Annotated in this window: 15 protein-coding genes; 12 read left to right on the top strand and 3 right to left on the bottom strand. The window is 55.6% G+C overall.

Translation table 11 applies throughout. The features are described 5' to 3' along the window. The 10 genes from C5O24_RS00750 to C5O24_RS00705 form a co-directional block, all read left to right on the top strand. A partial coding sequence (locus C5O24_RS00750; protein WP_205961042.1) for a thiamine pyrophosphate-dependent enzyme occupies positions 1–660 on the top strand: 660 nt, incomplete at its 5' end. Between the two features lie 112 nt (positions 661–772). Next, positions 773–1,765 (top strand): AEC family transporter, encoded by a 993-nt coding sequence (locus C5O24_RS00745; RefSeq protein ID WP_107035205.1) that lies wholly within the window; start codon positions 773–775, stop codon positions 1,763–1,765. A gap of 116 nt (positions 1,766–1,881) precedes the next feature. Then, complete coding sequence (gene nifJ / locus C5O24_RS00740; protein WP_107035206.1) at positions 1,882–5,385, top strand: pyruvate:ferredoxin (flavodoxin) oxidoreductase; 3,504 nt, start codon at positions 1,882–1,884, stop codon at positions 5,383–5,385. An 80-nt stretch (positions 5,386–5,465) separates the two neighbouring features. Then, entirely contained in the window at positions 5,466–5,873 is a 408-nt protein-coding gene (locus tag C5O24_RS00735; RefSeq protein WP_107035207.1) for a hypothetical protein, read from the top strand. Between the two features lie 257 nt (positions 5,874–6,130). Then, positions 6,131–8,029, top strand: coding sequence for a DNA mismatch repair endonuclease MutL (gene mutL / locus C5O24_RS00730; RefSeq protein WP_107035208.1), 1,899 nt, complete (start codon positions 6,131–6,133; stop codon positions 8,027–8,029). Between the two features lie 38 nt (positions 8,030–8,067). Beyond that, positions 8,068–9,015: an HU domain-containing protein gene (locus C5O24_RS00725; protein ID WP_107035209.1), complete on the top strand. Its 948-nt coding sequence runs from the start codon at positions 8,068–8,070 to the stop codon at positions 9,013–9,015. A gap of 42 nt (positions 9,016–9,057) precedes the next feature. Continuing rightward, positions 9,058–9,594, top strand: a complete 537-nt coding sequence (locus tag C5O24_RS00720) for a nitroreductase family protein (protein ID WP_107035210.1) — start codon at positions 9,058–9,060, stop codon at positions 9,592–9,594. Beyond that, the gene (locus tag C5O24_RS00715; RefSeq protein WP_205961041.1) at positions 9,561–10,370 is read left to right on the top strand and encodes a Rossmann-like and DUF2520 domain-containing protein; all 810 of its coding nucleotides are present in this window, start codon (positions 9,561–9,563) and stop codon (positions 10,368–10,370) included. The genes C5O24_RS00720 and C5O24_RS00715 overlap by 34 nt, the downstream gene beginning before the upstream one ends. Then, positions 10,351–10,875, top strand: a complete 525-nt coding sequence (locus C5O24_RS00710) for a KdsC family phosphatase (protein ID WP_107035212.1) — start codon at positions 10,351–10,353, stop codon at positions 10,873–10,875. Before C5O24_RS00715 ends, C5O24_RS00710 begins: the two co-directional genes overlap by 20 nt. A gap of 17 nt (positions 10,876–10,892) precedes the next feature. Next, complete coding sequence (locus C5O24_RS00705; RefSeq protein ID WP_107035213.1) at positions 10,893–11,483, top strand: Maf family nucleotide pyrophosphatase; 591 nt, start codon at positions 10,893–10,895, stop codon at positions 11,481–11,483. Here the strand turns inward: C5O24_RS00705 and C5O24_RS13725 are convergent. The 3 genes from C5O24_RS13725 to C5O24_RS00690 all read right to left on the bottom strand — a co-directional run bounded on the left by C5O24_RS13725 (position 11,475) and on the right by C5O24_RS00690 (position 15,887). Further along, on the bottom strand, positions 11,475–12,557 hold the full coding sequence (locus tag C5O24_RS13725; RefSeq protein WP_133165419.1) for an ATP-grasp domain-containing protein: 1,083 nt from the start codon (positions 12,555–12,557) through the stop codon (positions 11,475–11,477). The genes C5O24_RS00705 and C5O24_RS13725 overlap by 9 nt on opposite strands. 19 nt (positions 12,558–12,576) lie before the next feature. Next, a complete protein-coding gene (locus C5O24_RS00695; RefSeq protein ID WP_161553750.1) occupies positions 12,577–14,475 on the bottom strand; it encodes an OstA-like protein in 1,899 nt (632 codons plus the stop codon). 83 nt (positions 14,476–14,558) lie between these two features. After that, positions 14,559–15,887: a peptidylprolyl isomerase gene (locus tag C5O24_RS00690; RefSeq protein WP_107681336.1), complete on the bottom strand. Its 1,329-nt coding sequence runs from the start codon at positions 15,885–15,887 to the stop codon at positions 14,559–14,561. 175 nt (positions 15,888–16,062) lie between these two features. Here C5O24_RS00690 and porT point away from each other — a divergent pair, with 175 nt between their 5' ends. Beyond that, on the top strand, positions 16,063–16,779 hold the full coding sequence (gene porT / locus C5O24_RS00685; RefSeq protein ID WP_123549441.1) for a type IX secretion/gliding motility protein PorT/SprT: 717 nt from the start codon (positions 16,063–16,065) through the stop codon (positions 16,777–16,779). After that, the gene (locus C5O24_RS00680; protein ID WP_107035217.1) at positions 16,776–17,816 is read left to right on the top strand and encodes a PorP/SprF family type IX secretion system membrane protein; all 1,041 of its coding nucleotides are present in this window, start codon (positions 16,776–16,778) and stop codon (positions 17,814–17,816) included. The genes porT and C5O24_RS00680 overlap by 4 nt, the downstream gene beginning before the upstream one ends. Positions 17,817–17,834 lie beyond the last annotated feature (18 nt).

Genomic DNA, 17,834 nt, shown 5'->3' with positions numbered 1-17,834 from the left:
ATTCAGGACGAGTCGAAAGTCAAAAACGCGAAATTCCTCGAGAGGCTCGCGCCGCAGACCGTGCCGATGACCCACTGGAGCGCCCTCAGTGCCGTCAAAAAGGTGCTCGAGGCCAACCCCGACACGATACTGGTCAACGAGGGAGCCAATACGCTCGACGACACCCGCGACAGTGTCGATATGTTCCTGCCGCGTCACCGCATCGACTGCGCCACATGGGCCATCATGGGCATGGGCATGGGATCGGCCATCGGTGCAGCCGTGGCTACAGGCAAGAGTGTTGTGGCCGTCGAAGGCGACAGTGCATTTGGCTTCTCAGGCATGGACTTCAGCACCATCTGCCGGTTCAACCTCCCCGTGACGGTAGTCATATTCAACAATGGCGGCATATACAACGGCATAGGTGAAAATCTCAGCAAGGATGGCGACCCCGCTCCGACAACGCTCGATGTAAAGGCTCGCTATGACAAGCTGGGTGACGCATTCGGTGCGCAGACCTACTATGTCACCACTCCCGCCCAGCTCGGAAGCGCGCTGGCCGAGGCCGTAGCCTCGAAGAAACCATGTCTTATCGACGTGCAGCTCGCCGCCGACTCGGGCAAGGAGAGCGGACATATCGGCTACCTCAACCCGGCGCCGCTCATCGACATCGTCGTATGATCATCCCCAAAACATGAAAAGCCCGGGATCGCCGGACATAGGCCGGACTGGTCGCGGGCTTTTCGGTTTTCACGTTTCGGACAACAATAGTTTTAATCAATAATCCCCTATCATGCTACACATCATTCTTTACGCCATCATACCTATACTTGTGGTGATGGCCGCCGGATATATCTCCGGCAAAAAAGGGGTATTTTCGGCCAAAGACGGCAAGGCATTCAATAAGGTGGTGCTTGATTTCGCACTGCCGGCAGCATTGTTTGTATCGATTGTCGACGCCGACCGCAAGATGCTCGTTTCGGATCTGAAACTGTCGATAATATCGCTTGTAGTGATCATGTTCGTGTTCATGCTCGTCTACTGGATCTACAAATACTGTTTCAGAAAAGACGGAGTCACGCAGGCCGATGCCGCCGTCATGGCTCTTATAAACGGATCTCCCACCATCGGATTCCTCGGCTTTGCAGTGCTTGAGCCTATTTTCGGCACCAACGCATACGTGGCCCTCGTCGTTGCTATCGTCGGCATAGTGGTCAACGCCGTCGGCATTCCCGTCGGTCTGTCGCTGATGAACGCCGGAAACGATGCCGAACTGGCTAAAAAAGGCGGCACCAAGCCCAATCCCTGGAAACCGGTGCTTCACGCCCTCGCACAACCCGTGGCATGGGCGCCTATCCTGGCCGTCGTGTGGGTGATCATCGGCATTCCATGGCCTGCATGGGCAAGCCCCTCGTTTGACCTCATCAAGGGAGCTAATGCCTCTATGGCAGTATTCGCCGCCGGCATCACGCTGTCGTCGGTAAAAGTCACCGTCAACTGGCAGGCTATACTCGGTGTGATACTCAAACTGATCGTCATGCCGGCCATGCTGCTCATCGTCGGCCTGATATTCAAGATGTCGCCCGACAATCTGGCCATGCTCGTTGTCGCCGGAGCTCTTCCACCTGCATTCTCCGGCATCATCATCGCCGACCAGAACGATACCTATGTGGCTACAGGCACTTCGTCACTTGCCATATCCGTAGTGCTTTTCATGGCATTCTGCCCGCTATGGATATGGATCACGAAACTGTGTGTGGGCAACATACCCGGCGTCGCTATCTGACGGCAACGCTCTGACCACTACAGATGTATGGCCGTCGGGATACGTCGCAATCGACCGTATGCCGGCGGCCACACTCTTTTCCGATCTACTCTACGTTTACACACTTTCAATCCATCATGAACGAACCCGACAAACAGATAATGGACGGCTGCACGGCTGCCACTCATATAGCCTATGCCCTCAGCGAAGTAGCCACAATATACCCCATAACCCCGATCGCATCGATGGGAGAAACCGCCGACAAATGGGCACTTCATGGTCGGCTAAATATATGGGGGCGTCCTATGGAAGTAAAGGAAATGGAGAGCGAGCTCGGTGCGGCCGGAGCCACTCACGGCGCAGCCGCGGCCGGCGCTCTGGCTACGACATTCACCGCCTCGCAGGGACTGCTGCTGATGATACCCAACATGTATAAGATCGCCGGCGAACTTCTCCCGGTAGTGTTCCATGTAGGCACCCGCTCCATAGCCGCCCACGCCTTGTCGATATTCGGCGATCATCAGGACGTGATGGCCTGCCGTGGCACTGGATTCGCAATGCTTGCCTCCGGCAGCGTGCAGGAAGTGATGGATCTCGGACTTGTGGCCCATCTTGCGGCCATAGAAGGGAGAGTGCCGGTGTTGCACTTCTTCGACGGATGGCGCACGAGCAACGAGATTTCGACCATCGACACCATCTCCTACGACACAATTGCCGGAATGGTCAACGGAGAGAAAATATCCGTTTTCAAGGCTTCGGCGATGAACCCCGATCATCCCGACATGCGCGGCACGGCACAGAACCCCGACGTATATTTTCAGTTCCGTGAAGCCGCCAATCCCTTCTATGACCGGTTTCCTGCCATTGTGCAGAGTGCCATGGACCGCGTGGCCGAAGCCACCGGCCGGAGATATCATCTGTTTGACTACGACGGCGATCCAGATGCCGACCGCGTGATAGTGATCATGGGGTCGGGAGCTGAAGTGGCCTCGCAGACATCCGAAGCGCTTAATCGCCGCGGGCAGCACACCGGTGTTATAAGCGTCAGGCTTTTCCGCCCGTTCTCCGCCGAAGCATTGATTAAAGCGATACCGGCATCGGTCAGAAGCATTGCGGTGATGGACCGCTGCAAAGAGCCGGGATCGGAAGGCGAACCTCTGTTGCTCGACGTTGCATCGGCCGTTCTGGAGTCGCGACGCGACATTAAAGTGATCGGCGGACGCTACGGACTGTCGAGCAAAGACTTCAATCCCGCCATGGTCATGGCTGTATTCGACGAGATGTCCCGACAGCAGCCCCGACGGCGCTTCACGGTCGGAATCACCGACGATGTCAGTCATCTGTCGCTTGATGTCGACACGACGGACGATCTCACACCGCCCGACATGCATCAGGCCATATTCTATGGCATGGGATCAGACGGCACCGTAGGCGCCACACGCCAGATAACACAGATAGCCGGCTCGGAAGAGGGACTGTATGCACAGGCCTACTTCCACTACTCGGCAAAGAAATCGGGCGGATACACCATTTCACAGCTACGGATCGCCCCACACCCGATCAGAGCCGCATACGCAATCGAGAGCGCCGACTATGTCGGATGCAACAAAGACTCCTATATAGGCCGGTTCGAGCTGCTCGACAAGATCAGAGACGGCGGCACGTTCGTGCTCAACACCTCCATGTCGGTGCAGGATATGGAATCCAGAATTCCGGCAGCCATGAAAAGAACCATAGCCGGCAGACGGCTGAAATTCTATGCCGTCGACGCCACTTCCATCGCAGCCGCCAACGGACTCGGAGCGCGAATCAACACCATAATGGCCACCGTATATCTGCGTTTGAGCGGCGTGATCGACTACGACAAGGCTGTCGCGCAGCTCCGCGAGCTTGTCAGTGCAGCCTACCGCCATGAGGGCAATGCCATGGTCGAGGCCAACATGGCTGCCATCGACGCCGCTCCGGCAGCGATAAAACAGATCGATTATCCCGCCACATGGGCGCAAGAGAAAGATCATCCGGCCGATCAACCGACCGTTCCGCAATTCATCAGCCGCATAGCACGTCCATGCATGAGACTGAATGGCGATTCTCTGCCCGTATCGCTTTTCAGACCCGACGGAGTAATACCTATGGGCACTACCGCCTACGAAAAACGCTGTATAGCGATCAATGTTCCGGAGTGGGATCCCGACAAGTGCGTGCAGTGCACGCTCTGCTCGCTCGTCTGCGCCCACGCCGCCATCAGACCCGTAGTAGCCACAACTGCTGAAACCGACGGTGCGCCCGACGGATTTGTCACCGCCGGAGGCAGAGGATCTTTCAAGGGAATGCGCTACCGTATTCAGGTTTATGCGGCCGACTGCACCGGATGCTCTTCATGCGCGGTGGTCTGTCCGGGACATGCACTGACAATGCGTCCGATAGCCACCCAGCTTCAGCAACAGGAATTGATGCATGCATGGAGCGAAAAACACGTGAGCGAGAAGCCACAGCTCCTTCCCCGGTTCACCATCCAGGGATCACAGCTCCAACGACCGCTCATGCAGTTTTCAGGAGCATGCGGCGGATGCGGCGAAACACCCTACGTGAAACTGCTGACACAACTGTTCGGAGAGCGGATGGTAATAGCCAACGCCACCGGATGCTCCTCGATATGGGGAGCCAACTATCCGAGCAACGCCTACACGGTAAGATCCGACGGACGCGGACCGGCCTGGGGCAACTCACTGTTTGAGGACAATGCAGAGTATGGCTACGGAATAGCGTGCGCGCTGCGCTACCGGCGCGAGGCGCTCAAGGCCGACGCGACAAAGGCCGCATCGGATCCGCTGACACCGCCTGATATTGCCAAGGCGCTTGAAGCATGGATTGCCGCCTGCGACGAGCCTGATCTGTCCTACACAACCGGACAGACCCTCACGGAGATTATCGGCCGGTCGCCACGCACACCGCTTCTCGCCTCCATTGCCGGGCGGTCGGATTTACTCGGAAGCAAGAGCATCTGGGCCATAGGGGGCGACGGCTGGGCCTACGACATAGGATTTGCCGGACTCGACCATGTGGCCGCACAGAACGAGAATGTCAACCTGCTCGTGATGGATACCGAATGCTATTCCAACACCGGCGGCCAGATGTCGAAAGCCACCCCGCTGAGCGCAGTGGCAAAATATGCAGCCGATGGCAAACGGACCGTAAAAAAAGATCTCGGACGGATGATGATGACCTACCGCACTGTATATGTCGCATCAATAGCCCTCGGCGCCGACTACAGCCAGGCCATTACGGCCTTGCGCGAAGCCGAGTCATATCCGGGTGTGTCGATCGTGATCGCCTACTGCCCGTGCATAGCCCACGGAATTCGCAACGGCATGGGACACTCCATGACGGAACAGCGCCGTGCTGTGGCTACCGGCTACTGGCCGCTCTACCGGTTTGATCCGCGACTCGAAGCGCAGGGCAAGAACCCGCTGACCATCGATTCACCCGACCCGCAGACCGACAGCCTTATCGATTTCATCAACGGAGAGGACCGCTATGCCGACCTGAAAATGGTCGATCCCTCCGAGGCCTCGATATTGCAGCCCGATCTGCGCGACCGCAGCGCCATGCTCCACTCGCTGCTCACACGCCAGCCATAACAGCATCCAACGACTGAACCTTTCAGCGCCAAAACATGTTTTTGATAATGTAAACATCGAATTCTTAATACTGTAGCACTATGGACAACATCAACAGCCAGGTGGCCAAACAGGCCGCAGAAGTTTCGGCCGACGCCGCAAAGATAAGCGCACAGGCCGCGAAAGCAGCTGCATCCGAAGAAATGCAGTCCGTCAAGAGCGATGCCTGCCAGCAGAAGCAGAATGTAGCCGACAAGATCGGCGACATCAAGGATCAGGCCGCTGACAAAATCGGTGATATCAAAGACCAGGCCTCCGACAAGATCAACGATCTCAAGGAGCAGGCTGGCGAATTCGCATCACAGGCTTCCGACAAAATCGGCGATCTCAAAGATCAGGCTGCCGACAAGATCTCAGGATTTACCGACAAGCTGAAGGATATGGCAGCCGACGCACTCGAATCAGGCGCCAACGCAGTCCACAATCTGGCTTCAAAACTCAAAGACTGACATTTATTCACAAAAGCAGATCCCGGCCGGTGCAATCCATCGGCCGGGATTTTTCATCCACACCCGTCAGTCGCTCTCTCCCTGCCGGTTGTATCCATCCCACTGAAAAAGTTATCTACAAAAACTGCGAAGTTTTCTACATCATGTCGAAAAGTCGATTTCGACCTTGCACGGCGATTTACTACTTTTGTGGCTTCTAAACGCAGCATATCCCAAAGGGATCATGCATCACATCGTTTTAGTTTCAAAAAATCCTTATGAGCGACATAATCAGACTTTTGCCCGATTCGGTAGCCAATCAGATAGCTGCAGGAGAAGTGATACAGCGCCCTGCGTCTGTTGTCAAAGAACTTGTGGAGAACGCAGTCGACGCCGGCGCCACATCCATACAGATCATCATTCGCGATGCCGGACGCACACTCATACAGGTGGTCGACAACGGATGCGGCATGACCGACACCGACGCACGCATGGCATTCGAACGCCATGCCACATCGAAAATAGCTGCCGCGACCGACCTTTTCAACCTGTCGACCATGGGCTTCAGAGGCGAAGCGCTCGCCTCGATTGCCGCTGTGGCACAGGTGGACCTGCGCACCATGCGCCACGACTCGCAGGTAGGCACACGTCTGATAATCAACGGATCGGTCGTGGAGAGTCAGGAGCCGGAAGCATCGGTACCCGGAAGCAACATGATGGTCAAGAACCTGTTTTTCAACGTCCCCGCACGCCGCAAATTCCTGAAAAAAGACTCGGTTGAGCTTGCCAATATCATGCGCGAATTCGAGCGGCTGGCTCTTGTCAACCCCGAAGTGGAATTCACTCTGATCAACAACGACAGCGTGATGCACCAGCTTCTCAAAGGATCGCTGAAACAACGCATTGTGGATCTTTTCGGCAAAAGCCTTGAGAAACAGATCATACCAATACATACCGAAACCTCCATCGTCAAAATAAGCGGATTTATCGGACTTCCGTCAAGCGGCCGCCGACGCAACGCATTGCAGTATTTCTTTGTCAACGGACGCAACATGCGCCATCCCTATTTCCACAAAGCCACAATGAGCTGCTACGAGCCGTTGATAGCTCCCGACGTACAGCCCAACTACTTCATAAACTTCGAGGTAGACCCGTCGACGATCGATGTCAACATACACCCGACCAAAAACGAAATCAAATTTGAAGACGAACAGGCTATCTGGCAGATACTTGTCGCAGCCATAAAAGAGTCGCTCGGACGCTTCAACGGCATGCCCGGCATCGATTTCTCGACCGACGACGCATCACTGCCGCTTTTCAACCCCAATTTCGAAGCCGACACACAGCTCAATCTCGATCCAGACTACAATCCATTCGAACAACCGGCAGAAATGTCTGACACACCCCATGTCAGCGCCCCCACAAGCTCCGGGCGCACATTCCGGAGCGGCGACGCACTTCGTCAGGCCTCGCGCGACTGGGAACGGCTCTATGAAGGATTCAGCAACGAAAGCAGCCCCACCACAGTGGCCGGAAGCGCCCTCAACTCCATGCCGTCAGAAATGCTCGGCGAGGAATCTCCCGACATATTCGGCGACACAGCTGTATCAGACATGCCGCAGCGCCACTGCATAAGTGTACGCGGCCGTTACATAGTCAGTCCGTCGCGCTCCGGTCTGATGGTCATCGACCAGCACAGAGCACATCTCAGGGTATTGTTCGACCAATTCATGGAGATGTCGTCCGAAGCGTCATTTGCCACACAGCGCATGATGTTCCCGGAGATAGTGAGGCTTTCGCCCGCTCAGGCGGCAGTGCTCGAAAGTCTGCTCCCGGAAGTGTCGGCTATAGGCTTCGACCTGTCGCCGCTTGGCGACGGCGACTGGAGTCTTAACGGCGCTCCGGCAGTGTTGGGCGACGTCAATCCCGTCGACACTCTGCTACGCATCATCGAGGATGAAACCGAAGGCGGCGACAAACCCGCCGACTCACTGCGACAACGGCTGGCGCTGTCGATGGCCTCGGCAGCCGCAGTCCGACCGGGCAAACAGCTGAGCGACGAAGAAATGGATCATCTCATAGCCTCACTGTTCAGCCTCAAGACCCCCAATTATACCCCCGACGGCCGATTGATCGTCAGCATCATCACCATCGATGAACTGGCCAGCCGGCTCTGAAACATTTTTGCTTCATCACTATGCCAGTTTTGCAAAAAATGCCTAAATTTGCACTTGTGAAAACTCTGACACCCCACATACAATACCTTATTGTCAACAATGACTGCGTGGTAATACCCGGATGGGGAGCCCTTGTGGCCTCCGTCAGCCACTCGCGTCTGACGGACGGACGGCTCACGCCGCCCTGTCGTTCGATCGGGTTCAACCAGGCGTTGACCCACACTGACGGAATGCTTGCATCGAGCATCGCCCGCCGCGACGGCATAAGCTATCAGGTGGCCGATTCGATCGTCAGAGATGGAGTGGACGAACTCAGAAACATCTATGACGTCAACGGCGAGGTCAGCATTGACCGGATAGGCACCTTCACACGCGACGACAACGGATCAATGATCTTTTCCCCAGCCGCCGACAGCATCGCAAACTCACCGTATTTCGGACTTCCCGCGCTCGCACTCGCCTCAGAGGAGACTGACATCCCGACAGAACGCACACCGCGTTTCATGCCGTTGCGCAGAGCCATTCGGGTGGCGGCATCCATAGCCGTGCTGACACTGCTCGGATTCGTTTTGTCCACCCCCGTGCTCATCGACCGCCAGAACCACGACTTTGCATCGCTTACCGGCCCGGAGATCACTTCAGGACGTCCTATAGCCATATCGGCTCCCGAAACCGCCGACACCGACATACCGACACTTTACATACAGATGCCACCGGCCGACGCCGTGGCAACCTGTGAGGACGCTGCGCCGGTCAAGCCCGCCGACCATAAATATTTTCTTGTTGTGGCATCGCACGCCACACGCCGTCAGGCCGAAGACTATATAGCCGCACGAAGCACCGAACAGCTCGAAATACTTGAACGCGACGGACGCTTCCGCGTATACGCCGCCACAGGAGCCACCATCGAAGAAGCACAGCGCCCGATGAACGATCAGGCTTTCAATAGTCTGCATCCCGACGGCTGGGTGTATCGCGCGCGCTGAACCACCGACACACGACATACCAACCGTAACCATATTCAAGCCATGTCATCACCATCATTCCACGACTTGATCATAAACCGTCGCAGCATACGCCGTTACACCGATGAGCCTGTGGCTGCCGACGACGTGCGTCTTATACTTGAGGCCGGCCTGATGTCTCCCACATCGAAAAGCTCACGCTCGTGGCAGTTCATCGCCGTCGATGACAAGGATATGCTGCAGCGTCTGGCACAGTGTAAGCCGCTGGGCGCAGCACCGATCGGAGCCTGTCCGCTGGCCATCGTGGTAGTGGGCGACTCCACCAAGTCTGATCCGTGGATCGAGGACGCTTCGGTGGCTGCCATAATGATGCAGCTGCAGGCCGCAGATCTCGGACTCGGATCATGCTGGATACAGGTAAGAGGACGCATGACAGCCGACCAGACACTGTCGGAAGAGTATGTGGCCGAACTGCTCGGCATACCCGAACAGCTCAACACACTCTGCATCATAACCATCGGACATAAGGACGAGCAACGCAAGCCCATCGACCCGTCGCGGCTCGAGTGGGAAAAGGTGCATATCGGATCATGGCTGTGATCATCGGAGCCGGGAATGTAGCCTCGGCGCTTGCTCCGGCTCTTGAGACCGCCGGCCTCGAAATCAGTCAGATATGGAGCCGCAACCCCGACAATGCAGCCCGTCTTGCCTCCACCCTTAAAATTCCGGCGCAGCCCATAGCGGATCTGTCGCAGATCCGACAGGGAGAGGATCTCTACCTTGTGTCGGTAACCGACGATGCCATACGCCCAATAGCCCAACGGATGAAGGGATTCGGCGGCCTGTGGGCGCACACCTCCGGATCAGTAGACGCCGACGTGCTGTCGGACATCACCGATACCTACGGAGTGTTTTATCCATTGCAGACATTCACACGCGGCATAACTGTGGAAATGAGCGAAGTGCCGCTCTACATCGAAGGATCCGACGCTGCATCGCGACAGAGCCTGCTCGAAATCGCCGGCCGCATAAGCCGGCGTGTGAGCCTCGCCGACAGTTCACGCCGGCGGCGGCTGCATGCGGCGGCAGTGTTCGCCTGCAACTTTGTCAACTACATGTGGAGTGTGGCCGACGACATACTCCGCGAAGAGGGCGATGACATCAGCGTACTGTTCCCCCTGATAGAGGAAACGATGCGCAAGATGGAGGCCACAGGCGATCCGGCCGCAGTGCAGACCGGGCCGGCACGCCGCAACGACAAGGGAGTGATGGATGGACACGCCCGACTGCTTTCGCCCGAACACTCAGAACTCTACCGCACCGTTTCCGAAAAAATCATCAACCGATACCACCCCAATGAGCGCGATCAATTATGACTTGAGCAAGATACGCGGCATGGCGTTTGATATCGACGGCGTTCTCTCTCCGTCGACAATACCCATGGATATCAACGGCAACCCGCAGAGAATGGTCAATATCAAGGACGGCTACGCACTTCAGCTCGCAGTGAAGCGCGGGCTTAGAATTGCGATCATCAGCGGCGCCGACAGCCCGGCTCTGCGCGTCAGATATGCCGGACTCGGCATCACCGACATATATCTGAAAGCCTCTGTCAAGCTCCCCGTGCTTACCGACTGGATGGCAAAGGAGGGACTTACGCCTGATGAGGTGGCATATACCGGCGACGACATACCCGACATAGAGGCCATGCGCCATGCCGGACTCGCCATAGCACCGGCCGATGCAGCCCCCGAAGTGAAAGAGACCGCCGGCTACATATCGCCTGTGGCGGGAGGTTACGGAGTGGCGCGCGACCTGATCGAACAGGTGCTTCGCGATCGTGGAGAATGGATGTCTGATGCCAAAGCATTCGGATGGTAACAACGCTAAGAGGCTATATGGAAAATCCGCTTGAAAATCTGAAACGCTACAATGTGAAGCTCGCAAGCGCTTCTCCGCGACGCAGAGAGCTGCTCGGGATGCTGGGCATAGAGTTTGAAGTGATGCGCGGCATCGAGGTCGAAGAGTCATATCCGTCGACAATCGCGCTCGACTACGTTCCCGAATACCTCGCACGCAAGAAAGCGGCCGCCTACGCCCTGCAGGCCTCCCCCGACGATCTGATCATCACAGCCGACACTGTGGTGATACTCGGAGGCGAAGTTCTCGGCAAGCCCAAGAGCGACGAGGATGCCCGGCTGATGCTAAAGCTGATGTCAAACCGCGTGCATCAGGTAGTGACAGGCGTTGCCGTTGTGGCCGACGGAGAGATCCACAGCCTCTCGGCATCGACTTTCGTTGAGTTCGCGCCACTGACAGAAGAGGAAATCATCTGGTATGTCGACCAATACCGTCCGCTCGACAAAGCCGGATCATACGGCATACAGGAGTGGATCGGGGCTGTAGGCGTGAGCCGTATCGACGGAAGCTTTTACAACGTGATGGGGTTGCCCGTACACCGGCTATACACACTCCTCAAATCACTCTGATCCGGCCGTCGGAGAAGCGACGAAACGCATTCCCGGCGAAGACGCCACCGGAGAGAGATCGACACTGCCGGCCGGCAACCGGCTGTCAGTCTTGACCGACAGCAACATATTCCGTCCCAGACGATTGTAGACATATTTGGCCACAACACCCATCGTCATTCTCACGTTGGCTTCGACACACGGCACTATGCCAAGCCGAGCGCCCGACGTTTCACACTCTGTCATCATGTCGACACCGACCCATCCGTCGTAATACGGAGCAATCACCGACGATACCGCTCCGGCAAGCGGATCAGCCCATCCGCGCGGATCGATACCAAGATGACTCACTATCGCATCATCCGAAGCGATCATATTGCCGAGATAGCGTCCTCCGGCATCGGTATGAAAGCCCGACAAAGCCTCGAACACCGCTTTACCACCGGCACATCTGAACAGCATTGCGAAATCCGACACCTTATTGCGGCTGCGCTCCACCATGACACTCCCCTGCCGTCGGATAAACCCATCGACATATCGCAAAAGAGTGGAGCGGTTAAGACGTCGGACATCAAACACTCCGCGACCGCTGCTCGACCACGGCAGCTTGATGAAAGCATTGCCGCCAAAACGACCGATAGCCTGCAATGCCTCCTCCCGGCTACGAGCCTCTACCGGCAGCGAGTCATCTGAAACCCCGAGCCGGGTCAACAGGCTGACAGACACGCTTCGATGACTGATCCGACGAATATCATCCATGCTTGCTGCCGACGGCAAAACTTCACTCCGCACACCGGCCATGGCCAACCGTCTTAACGCAGCATGACTCCATCCCCATGGCTCACAGCCATCCACCGCCGCAAAATCGCCGGCCGATCCCACTACGGATTTCAGCCCGAAGTCACGTCCAAGAGATTCGGTTCCATGACAGTCCGCATCCGATGCCATGACAACATCGCCCGGATCGCCCCACCACATAGGCAACAACGCTCCGGCACGCGCAAGAGCCACAGCCGCCGGAGGCGGAGTGTAGCACGCCCTGCCATCGGCAAGCGCAAGATCATTTTCAGGATTAAACAACAATGCTTTTCGCATAATACCGCACACAGGGATATCAACGAACCTGTATCGAATCGACCGGCAGAGATACCGGCCTAGGCACAGCAACGATACTGTCGGACACGGAAGCCGCCGCCTGAACCGGCTTAGCGGCCGTCCGAACCTTATCGGATTCTGCAGCCCCCGAAGGCCGGTCAGCATCAGCCTGCTCCGACCCTGTCTGGCGCACCTTGCGTATCTCCTTGCGCCGACGCGTGGCCTCGGCAGCCTCAGGAGCCGGAATCTCCGAACGCATCAGATCAAGCTGACTCTGCGGCACCTCGAACACATCGTCAGGCGACACAGGGCGCATATCCTCATACCATGCAAACCGCTGGAGAAAATAAGAATTACGCTTCGCCAGATACAGCGGCGTAACTTTGCCTGTAGTAGCCGGACGGAAATGTACCGACTCTATGTCGTTGTCGCGAAAATAGGCATCCATTTCCGAGCTTTCCACATAGGCATACTTGTTGTAGGTGGAATCGCTCTCCATCGGGAACATGATGAGCATCACATTGCCCTCGGCATACAGACGGCTTATGGTAGAGTCATTGAACCATGTGGTCATTTCCGAAGCGCTCATCTGCTGATAACAGTCCTCGGCGATATGCTCTGCCGTGAAACCGAATTCAGGCAGACGCGCCCAGTCGACCGTAGAATCATTGACATGAACCTCGATAATATTGCCGAACACCTGACGGCGTCCGCTCCATACCACCGGATGATGATACATGTGCATGAGCGAATCGCGCTCCGTAGAGCTTAACGAATCGCATATACCCTGCATGTCGGACCGGAAAAAACGCACATTGCGATAGACATTCATCACCCGGGATGAATCCGTATCGACGTAAGCATAGATGGTATCACCGTGAAGATAGAGCGTGTCGGCGCCGGAATATTCTTTGGCCAATGCTCTGCCTGTAACAAAAGCACTGTCGGACAATTCATTGTACCATCCGTAATCGCCATGAAGCGATGACTTTCTGGCCGAATCCATGAGCACCATGTCGCCGAAAGCCTCGCCGATACCCCGGTTACGGTCATAAAACAGCGTATCGCCGGTCAACGTATTGCCCTGATTGGTAATCACCAGAGAGCGCCGGTAAAGATCGGCCAGTCCGGTGAGCGTATTGTATTTGCCCGACGAAGACAGTATCTCTCCGTCGGCACTCACTATTCTCGTGCGGGCTATCAGCTCACAAAGATGCGTGCCGGTATTGTACACGAGCGAATCGGTGTACATACGCAGTGTGTCTTTGCCGTTGGGAGCCTCAAGATCCACATTGTAGTAAAAATAGGCATACTTCGTATCCGGATGATATTCACCTTCGAGAGATCGCAGCCTGTTGACCGCATCGTCAAGCACACCGCCTACATTGTAGAATCCGATATTGGATGCGAGATCATAATTGAACACGTCGGTCGACAGCTTCACGTCGCGGTTTATGAGCCTGACCTTTTTACCCGGATAGGCATAGAGCACCGCCATCTCGTCGACGCCGGAATACTCAAGTTCGTCGGCATATACAAACAGCGTGTCGCCCTGCTCCATGCGCACATTGCTGAATGCGTCGAACGAATTGGCAGCTTCATAGAAATGCGCGCTGTCGCAGTACATGAACATGTCGTTTTTGCGAAACACCACATTCCCGGTAAGCACCTGATACTGCGAATCGGGCGCTACACCCGGCTGCTCAAGATAGCTCCACGTATCGGCATGCTCGAGAAACACCTTGCCCTCCTGATACCGGTCGGCGCCGGGTATCACCGGGCGGAGCTGCTGCGTGTCGGCCGGAGCCGCAACAGCCGGAGCCGATACCCCCGACGATGACGACGAGGCTATCATCGGCGGCAATGCCAGAACCGCAAATACGACTATGGCCGCGACCTGACGAAGCGACAGTTTCATTGACCTATGAGCCGACATAGTATCCCGTATTTAGAGCCCTCGAATGTATAGCGAAACCATGACCTTGGAAGCCGGAGACTGCATTATTTCTCCTTGATCCAGCCTTCGTGGGAAAACTCACAATTGCGCCATCCGTCCTCTATGCGCACATACGTCTGGGCTATCTTCTGCCTGAGCCACTCGCGTATGGTCTTCTCATTGAGCGACTGCTCGTACATCGAGAGCAGCAGCTGATAATCGTCCGACAGATTGGCCTTGTGACCCTCGATACGGGCTGTCAGCTTGACGACCGACACCACTTCGCGGTTGAGCTTCTGGTCTATCATCAGGAACGGTTTGGAAATCTCGCCGGGCTGCAGCTGGCTCACCTGCTTGGCTATGTCCTGAGGAAGATCCTTCATCTCAAAACGCGTCGTGCCATCCTTGTCATTTACCATGATACCCTTGTTGTAGCGCGTATCCTTGTCCTGAGAGAGGTAGCTCACCACCTCGTCAAACTTAAACCGTTTATGATCTACGATATCCGTACGGAGCGAGTCGAGACGCTGCATTGCCTCGTTTATGTCATTGTCCGACACCTTGGGCCGCAGCAGTATATGACGTGTATTGATACGATTGCCTCGTTTTTCGACAAGCTGGATGATGTGATATCCATATTCCGACTCCACGATGCGCGACACCTTGCGGGTATCGTTGAGATTGAACGCCACGGCAGCATATTCGGGATCAAGCTCTCCACGTCCGAGGAAGCCGGTCTCGCCGCCACGCATGGCAGTGCCGACATCTTCGGAATACAATATGGCAAGTGTCGACATCTCACTCTCACCCTTGTTGATCCGCTCGGTGAAGTCGCGCAGACGCGATTTCACATCCTCTATCTCCTGACGCGGTATGGTCGGATGGAATGTTATCACCTGCACTTCCACCTGCAGAGGCACGTATGGCACACTGTCGGCCGGGAGCTGCTGGAAATATTTTCTGACGTCGGAGGGAGTCACTTTCAGATCCTTGGTGAGCGACCGCTGCACTTCACGCACACGATAAGTGTTCTTGATATTCTCAAGCATCTGCTGTTTTATGTCGGGCATGGAGCGACGGAAATATTCCTCGACCTTTTCTTTCGAGCCAAACTGGTTGACAAACTGGTTTATACGGGCATCGACCTCGGCCATGACCATCGCGTCGGACACCTCCACTGTATCGATATCGGCCTGATGCAGATAAAGTTTCTCGACTGCTATCATCTCGGGCACGACACAGTAAGGATCGCCCTTGATAGGAGTCTGCTGATAAATCAGATTGTTATAATAGTCTTCGATCTCCGATTTCCAGATGGGCTGGTCGCCCACAACCCATGCCACCTCTTCGGCCACATTGTTCTGAGCGTTGATAGCCACCGCCGTAAACAGCATGGCGGCAAACGAAATAATGTTTCGAAATTTCACTGTGTAGGTATTTGTGGGAAACAATGGGGCAAATTTAGTGAAAAATGTTGAGAGCGCTGCAACCGCCTTTATAAAAAAAGATAAAATCCGATTTTCCGACAACACATGCAATATCGCGCATTATGGCACGTTATCAATCGTGATGGACGTCATTAGGAAAACACTCTTGAGCATAGCCGCCTTCACTGCAGCCACAGCCGGCGCGGCCGATTTCGGCCACGGACCGCTCAACCGCCCTTATTCCGACGGCAGAGCGTGGCATCTCGGCTTTTCAGTGGGAGTACACGCGCAGGATCTGTCCCTGACCCACAGCGGATACATCACCGACGACGGGCGCACATGGTTTATGGATCAGCCCTCGCATTCGCCCGGATTCTGCGTGGGCGGCCTGATCGACATGCGCCTCAACGACTACTTCAACCTGCGCATAGCCCCCGGCCTGTGGATGGGCAACCGAGAGATAAAGATGCTCGACACCACAACGGGCGAAGAACAGAAGCAGAACATGAAATCAACGTTTGTCGTGGTGCCCGTCGACATCAAATTCTCATCGGTGCGCTATCTCAATTCACGGCCCTATATCACAGCCGGAATCATGCCGGCGGTCGATGTTGCGAAAAAACGCAATGATTTCATCAAACTCAAGCCCGCCGACATATACCTGACCATGGGGCTTGGATGCGACTTCTATCTGCCCTACTTCAAACTCAACCCGGAGATCAGATTCTGCCTCGGACTGACCGACGTGCTGCAACGTCGGCGTCCCGACCTGGCTGATGATCCGCAACGCATGGATATCACCCGATCGCTGCTGAAAGCACGGTCGAAAATGATCGTACTCACTTTCTATTTCGAATGATGCGCCGCCTTTACACATCTCTGGCCTTAGGACTCTCGCTATCGTCAGCGCCGGTCATCGCGCAGACCGATCCTCTGCTGTCGCAGTACTATGAGGTAAAATCATTCTACAATCCAGCAGCTACCGGCACAACCGACCTGATGCGTTTCAGGTTAGGCTCACGCATGCAATGGACCGGCATAGACAATGCTCCACGCGCATTCATCGGCGTAGCCGACTCCCCGTTTCGCCTCACAGGCAAGCGTTTCGGAGCCGGAATCGCCATCCGTCAGGAAAAGCAGGGACTCTACGACGATCTCAACATGGGACTGCAGCTGAGCTATCACATCAAACTGGCTGGAGGCTACCTCGCGATAGGAGTGCAGCCGGGAGTGCTCAACGAAAAGTTCAGAGGATCGGAAGTCTACATACCTGCCGACGACGAATATCACGACGACACGGACGAAGCTATACCACGGGTGGACGTCAGTGGATCAGCGCTCGACATCGGAGCCGGCATATATTACAGCCGACGCAACTTCTGGGCATCCGCATCCATGACCCATCTTAATGCGCCTACGGTCACATTCTCAACCGATTCACCGGTCACATCACGTGCCGGCGAAGACGAATCAGACGAAAACGGATCATCCTCTTCCTCCGGAAGCAACGGAAGCGCCGGAGAATACGAGTTCCAGGCCCGCCGCACACTATATCTGATGACCGGAGGCAATATTCCGATAAGTTCCACGTTATTTGAACTGATGCCCTCCGCCATGATGGCCACCGACTTCAGATTCACACGACTTTCACTGACAGCGCGACTGCGGTGGAAAAAGATGGTATCGCTGGGAGTCGGATATCGTCACGACGATACGCTGAGCGTCAGCCTGTCGGGCGAATTCCGCGGGTTCTTTCTCGGATATGCCTACGACTATCCCACCGGCAAGATATCCGTGGCAAGCTCCGGAAGCCACGAGATATTCGCAGGCTATGCGATGAAACTTGATCTGGGCGAAAAAAACCGCCATAAGCAGAAAAGCATCAGATTTATGTAAACAACGACATACAGCATA

It is taken from the genome of Paramuribaculum intestinale, assembly GCF_003024925.1.
In the GTDB taxonomy this organism is placed as follows: domain Bacteria; phylum Bacteroidota; class Bacteroidia; order Bacteroidales; family Muribaculaceae; genus Paramuribaculum; species Paramuribaculum intestinale.
The sequence above is the reverse complement of the archived record's forward strand: the minus strand, read 5'-3'. Positions and strand labels throughout refer to the sequence as shown.